Raw genomic sequence first — 5,764 nt, 5'->3', positions numbered from 1 at the left:
CTTGTGCCCTAGAGACAATGATCGATCGCCGTGGTGGCTGTTGGACCGTGGGTGTGGTCCGCTTGCACGTGCCCCGGGGCTAACGCCGCCGGGCACACGCCGGGCGGCGAGACCCAACGCCGGGGCGTGAGTTCTGTCCCCCAGCCGGCTTCAGCCGGCTTTCCGTTGTCAGCCCGGCGGCTTATGGAGTTTGACGAATTAACCCGGTAAACCCGCCAGCCGCCCGCGGCTCCCCGCGTGTCATCCTGAGCGGAGCCGGGGGCGGCGGCCAGCCGCTCCCGGCGCAGCGAAGGATCTCTCCGGTGCGTGGCCGCTCCGATGCGAGATCCTTCGCTCCGCCGCCCGGCGCTCCGCGCCGGCCGGCGGAGCGAAGGATGACAAAGACGAGACGACGGCGACCGGTACATGTACCATGGTAATTCGTCAAACTCCATCAGCCCCGGGCACATACCACCTTGCGCGGATCCGGCCGCACGTGCTTGAGCTCATGCGCATCAGGACTGCGCAGGTCGCGGGGATGCAGATCCTCCGCTGAACGCCGTTACACGCAGCGCTGTCCGGTATCCTGATCAGTCGAGGGCGGCTCGTCGTTCGCCTGCCCCTCCCGCAGCGCCAGGGCCTGGCGGTAGAGGTCGCTGCGAGGGAGGCCGGTGGCGCGGGCGACGGCGCGGGCGGCGGCGCTGGGTGACTCGCCTGCCGCGAGCCGGTCGCGCAGCAGGTCGGTGGCCTGGTCGGGATCGGTACGGGTGTCCCGCTCGGGTGCGCCGACGACCACGACGTACTCGCCGCGCGGGGGACGCTCCTCCAGGGTCGCGTGCGCGGCGGCCAGGGTCGTGCGGGTGATTTCCTCGTGCACCTTGGTGAGCTCGCGGCAGAGGGCGACCGGTCGATTGCCGAGGACCGCTGCCAGATCCGCCAGCGTCGCGCGCAGGCGGTGCGGTGCCTCGTAGAGGACGAGCGGGTACGGGAGGTCGGCCAGCGACGCGAGGAGTTTCCGGCGCTCCGACGGGCGGCGCGGCGGGAAGCCGAGGAAGAGGAACCCGCCCGGCACCAGGCCGGAGGCCGCGACGGCGGCGATGACCGCCGAGGGTCCCGGTACCGGCTCGACGCGGATACCGCGCTCCGCCGCGGCGCGCACCAGCGCGAAGCCGGGGTCGGAGATGCCCGGCATCCCGGCGTCGGAGATGACGGCCACGTCGCCGGTTTCCAGCGCCGCCAGGATCTCGTCGACCCGCCCTGGCCCGCTGTGGCCGTGGTAGCTGACCATCGGCGTCTCGATGCCGAAGTGCTTGAGCAGGCGGCCGGAGTGGCGCGTGTCCTCGGCGGCGATGAGGGAAACCTCACGCAGGATGCGGAGGGCGCGGAGGGTGATGTCTTCCAGGTTGCCGATCGGGGTCGCGACGAGGTACAGGGTGCCGGCCATGCCCGTGTCTTTCACCCGGCTCGCCCGGCGGGGTATAATGCGTACGGACACTTGACGCCGCGCAGGAGCCAGCTCGTAAGGATCAATTGATGCCCCAGGAGCCGAGCGGTCGCGCCGAGACGGTGGCGCAGTCGCAGTCATTGTACCGGAAGTATCGCCCGCGATCGTTCGCGCCGGGCGAGTTTGTGGGGCAGGAGCACATCGCCCGCACGCTGCGCAACGCCATCGTGCTCGACCGGGTCGCCCACGCCTACCTCTTCTGCGGGCCGCGCGGCACGGGGAAGACCAGCACCGCCCGGTTGCTGGCGAAGGCGGTCAACTGCCTGGCTCCCGACCCCGAGGCGCGTCCCTGCAACGCCTGCGAGGCCTGCGAGGCCATCAACGCCGGGACGGCGGTCGACATCATCGAGATCGACGCGGCGTCGAACCGCGGCGTCGACGACATCCGCGACCTGCGCGAGAAGGTCAAGTACGCCCCGACCCAGCTCCGGGTCAAGTTCTACATCATCGACGAGGCCCACCAGCTCACCCGTGATGCATTCAATGCCTTCCTCAAGACGCTGGAAGAGCCGCCGGGGCATGTTAAGTTCGTCCTCGCGACTACGGAGCCGGACAAGCTGCCGGATACCATCGCTTCGCGCTGCCAGCGCTTCGACTTCCGGCGCTTCGCGCTCAGCGATGTCGTCGAGCACCTGCGCGGGGTCTGCGAGCGGGAGGGGCTGGAGGCCGAGGACGAGGCGCTGCGGCTGATCGCGCGTCAGGCCACCGGCAGCATGCGAGACGCGCTCGGCCTGCTGGAGCAGCTCGCCCTCTTCGGGGAGACCGTCGACGGCAAACAGGTGATTACCGCGGACGCCGTGCGGCGTGTCACCGGCATGAGCCGGAGCGATCGGCTGGTAGCGCTGGTGGACGCGCTGGCGAGGAAGGACGCCGGTGCCGGACTGCGCGTCATCGGGGAAGCCACCGAGAGCGGTGAGGACATCCACCAGCTCAACCGTCAGCTTGTGGCCTACCTGCGCACGCTGCTTCTGATCCGCGCCGGGGGCACCAGCGACGAGGCTGGGGAGGACGCCCGCGCACAGGCGGAGCAATTCACCGTGGCGGAGCTGGCCGCGCTAGTGCGGACCTTCAGCTCGATCGAGGGGGCGCTGAACAAGGGCTCCTACGCACAGTTGCCGCTGGAGATCGCCCTGGTGGAGTCGATCGTCGGCACCGCGCCGGCCGCGGCTCCGCCTGCGGAATCGCCGCAGCCGCCGCCGATCCGGCCGGCCGAGCCGGCGCGTGCGGTTGCGCCGTCGCCGCGACCGGAACCCGCGCGGCGGCAACCCCAGGTGCGGGAGCCGTCACCCGTGCCCCGCCCGGTGCGCGCGGTCGATACCCCGCGGCCCGCGCCGACGCCGGCCCCGACGCCGCGTCCCGCAGCCGGCTCCGCGCTGGAGCGCCTGGTCGCGAGCTGGGGGCAGATCCGGCGCGACGTGAAGATGGCTAACTCCCGCGTCGCCGCGCTGCTCAGCTCGGTAGACCCGTTGGACGTGCGCGGGGAGGAGGTCGTCCTGGTCTCCCCCTACGAGTTCCACCGCAACAAGCTGAACGACGACGGCATCCGCGCCGTCGTCGAGGACGTGCTCGTCCGGTATATGGGTGGACCCTACCGCGTCGTCTGCCTCGCGCCAGAGGAGGTCCGCGACTTCGTGCCGGCTGACCCGGTGCCAACGGAGGCAGCACCTACGCCCACGCCGCCGCCCGCGAACGGTGCCGTGCCGCCACCTGCATCCAACCCCCTGGCGGACCAGGACGACGAGCAGCGGCTGCGTGCGGCGCGGAGCATCTTCAACGCCGAGGAGATCGAGCAAGAGTAGCCGTGGGTCACCGCGCCCGTCGCCGCGGCCGGAGCGCGCTCAACCCGAGCACGATCAACCCGGCGACAACGAGGAGCGCCCCGCCGGCGATCCCCGCCGCCTCGCCGCTGAACCGGCCGGAGATGTTCAGCACGAACTCGAAGAGCACCAGCAGCACGAGAAACAGAACCAGGCCGATGCCGGCGGTCATGACGCCCCTCCGCCCGGTCCGGATCTTCCCCTCGCGGACGCCGTAGATCATCATGGCGATCCCGATCGACGTCGGGACGACCAGAGCCCAGGCGTAGGCCCAGCTCTCCCAGTGCCCGGTCAGACTCTGATAGAGCACGATCAGCCCGACGGACGTGAGGACCGCTCCCGGGAAGATGAGGGCGGCGATCGCTCCGGTACCGCTCAGCGCCGCCGCCAGCAGCACCACGCCGGGCAGGATCACCAACAGCGGCCAGAGCAGGCCGAACACATCGACCTCCGTGACCTGGGCGACGAACAGCAGGATACCCACGATCACCAGAATCGTCCCGATCACCAGGGCGGCGGCGTTGCGGCCGGTTGGCGCGTGCATCGACTCCTCCGTCCTCATGCGCGCGCATCTCCGCATCGCATGAGTCCGGCCGCCGGTGTGCCACTTGGGTCGATTGATGGGAGAGGGGACGGCGGTCTACGGTCCGCGGTGGCGCTCACGGACCTGGAGCGTGGCCGGATCGACCTCGTAGAGGGCGAACGGCTCGGTACCGGTGTAGATCCCGGCGCGTACCAGCCGGGACTCGTCCACCGCCCGGACGAAGAGCCGGCTGTCGGCCCACCAGAGGTCGGTCACTGCCTCGCCCCGCTCCGTCGGCACCTGGGTGAGGTCCATCGTGGACATGTCGAGCAGCCACAAGCCGTGGAAGAGCGGGTGGTCGGTACCGGGGATGTAGACCGACATCGCCAGGGTGCGACCGTCCGGTGCGGCCGCTAGGTTCACCACGCCTGCCACCGGAGCGAATCGCCCGGCCGAGACGAGCAACTGGCTGGGCCCGCCCGTCGTCGGGACCACGAACACGTCGCCGCCGCCGTCGATGCTCGCGGGTGAGGAGCGGACGTATGCGATGGCCTTCCGGCCGGGCAGCCAGATCAGATCCAGCACGGCACCGTCCGTCTCCCCTGCGACCAATTGAGTGCGCTCGCCGGTCGCGGCCGAGACGACGTACAGGCTGCTTGCCTGCCCCGGGAGCGATGGATCCCGGTAGGCGAGCATCGTGCCGTCCGGCGACCAGCTCAGGTCATCGGGCAGGCTCTCCGGCTGGGGTGGGGCGAGGATCTGCACCGTGCCGCCGATGTCCACCAGCGTCAGCGACCCGTCCTGCCGGGCCACAGCGACTGCCGACCCCGTCGGAGACCAGGCGATCGCGCGGACGGGCGCCTGGCTCTCCGCCGGCGCCGGGTCAGGCAGCTCCAGCACGACGCTGCCGTCCGCGGCCATGATGGCGACCGTGCTGTTGCCGTTCATCTCCGGCTGGCTCGCGAAGATGACGGCCACCTGCTCCCCGTCCGGCGAGGGGCCGAACGCGAGGATATCCCGGCCGGTGACGACCGGCGCGGGCGGGCCTTCCCGTGGCATCTGCCACAGGTCGCCGCCGCTGGTGAAGTAGATCCGGCTTGCTTGGGGGACGGTGACCGGCGCCTCGGGAGGCACGATCGACAGCGCCCGCACGGTTGGCTCAGGGGTGCTCGCCGGGGACGAGGTTATGCTGATGGGATCGTCTGGCCGGCCGACCGGCACCGCCGCCTGATCGACCTCCTCGCACCCGGCCGCGAGCAGCGCCAGCGCCAGCAGCAGCGCCAGGACGACAGCGGCCGGCCGTTTCGCTGCATCGTGACTCCGAACCGGTGGCACGGCCACAGGTTTCCCCACTCCTCTCGCCGGCGTCGAACCGGCTTGCTCGCGGTGGTCAGCCCACATTGTACCAGACCAGCAGCCGGCGCCGGGTTTGGTACAGTCATGCCTACATCGTGAGACTCGCCCCAAAGAGCCGATTGTGATGAGGAAGCGAATCCTGTGGCTCCTCGTGCTGGCCTGGGCGGTGCTGGTCCTGCCGGGGTGCCGCAGCGCCGACCCGGCGCGGCTCGGGGTGCCACCGGAACAGGGCGCGAAGGCCGAACCAACCCGATCCGTCACGGCGCGGCGAGAATCCACCGTGATCCCGAGCGGCCAGCGGCCCGCCATCGCCACCATGGAGCCGGCACCAACTCCGTCCACCTCGTCCTCGGCTCCACCGCACACGCCCTTACTCCTGGCACCTGTTGACGGGGGTCTCCTGGCGGTGCCGGCGGACTACCGCACGCGCTTCTTCCGCTACGCGACGGTGGAGCGCAGCGCGGAGTCTACATCAATCCGGAGGCGCTGGTGACGCTCACGCGGGAGCGCACGCTCCCGGAGGGTACGCTCATCATCATGGAGGCCTATGAACCCAGACGCGACGCCGACGGCAGCGTGCTGCGC

Annotated in this window: 5 protein-coding genes; 2 read left to right on the top strand and 3 right to left on the bottom strand. The window is 70.7% G+C overall.

What is annotated here, in order from left to right; translation table 11 throughout:
• Nucleotides 1-541: 541 nt before the first annotated feature.
• Nucleotides 542-1,423, bottom strand: coding sequence for a 16S rRNA (cytidine(1402)-2'-O)-methyltransferase (gene rsmI / locus IRZ30_RS15040; RefSeq protein ID WP_294086309.1), 882 nt, complete (start codon nt 1,421-1,423; stop codon nt 542-544).
• An 89-nt stretch (nt 1,424-1,512) separates the two neighbouring features.
• Between rsmI and dnaX the strand changes: the two genes are divergently transcribed.
• Nucleotides 1,513-3,282 (top strand): DNA polymerase III subunit gamma/tau, encoded by a 1,770-nt coding sequence (gene dnaX / locus IRZ30_RS15035; RefSeq protein WP_294086307.1) that lies wholly within the window; start codon nt 1,513-1,515, stop codon nt 3,280-3,282.
• 7 nt (nt 3,283-3,289) lie between these two features.
• Here the strand turns inward: dnaX and IRZ30_RS15030 are convergent, their stop codons facing one another.
• Both IRZ30_RS15030 and IRZ30_RS15025 read right to left on the bottom strand, forming a co-directional pair.
• On the bottom strand, nt 3,290-3,844 hold the full coding sequence (locus IRZ30_RS15030) for a hypothetical protein (RefSeq protein ID WP_294086305.1): 555 nt from the start codon (nt 3,842-3,844) through the stop codon (nt 3,290-3,292).
• Between the two features lie 96 nt (nt 3,845-3,940).
• Nucleotides 3,941-5,164: a hypothetical protein gene (locus IRZ30_RS15025; RefSeq protein WP_294086303.1), complete on the bottom strand. Its 1,224-nt coding sequence runs from the start codon at nt 5,162-5,164 to the stop codon at nt 3,941-3,943.
• Between the two features lie 139 nt (nt 5,165-5,303).
• Between IRZ30_RS15025 and IRZ30_RS15020 the strand changes: the two genes are divergently transcribed.
• Nucleotides 5,304-5,672 carry a hypothetical protein gene (locus IRZ30_RS15020; protein ID WP_294086302.1) on the top strand — a complete coding sequence of 123 codons (369 nt, stop codon included), beginning with the start codon at nt 5,304-5,306 and terminating at the stop codon, nt 5,670-5,672.
• Nucleotides 5,673-5,764: the final 92 nt, after the last annotated feature.

It is taken from the genome of Sphaerobacter sp. (genome assembly GCF_019683595.1).
Lineage (GTDB): Bacteria > Chloroflexota > Chloroflexia > Thermomicrobiales > Thermomicrobiaceae > Sphaerobacter.
This window is presented reverse-complemented; position numbering and strand designations above follow the sequence as displayed.

What these genes read in the sequence shown, in the direction of transcription:
- rsmI (WP_294086309.1), bottom strand. Translation starts at nt 1,423, where the DNA reads ATGGCCGGCACCCTGTACCTCGTCGCGACCCCGATCGGCAACCTGGAA.
- dnaX (WP_294086307.1), top strand. Translation starts at nt 1,513, where the DNA reads ATGCCCCAGGAGCCGAGCGGTCGCGCCGAGACGGTGGCGCAGTCGCAG.
- IRZ30_RS15030 (WP_294086305.1), bottom strand. Translation starts at nt 3,844, where the DNA reads ATGCACGCGCCAACCGGCCGCAACGCCGCCGCCCTGGTGATCGGGACG.
- IRZ30_RS15020 (WP_294086302.1), top strand. Translation starts at nt 5,304, where the DNA reads ATGAGGAAGCGAATCCTGTGGCTCCTCGTGCTGGCCTGGGCGGTGCTG.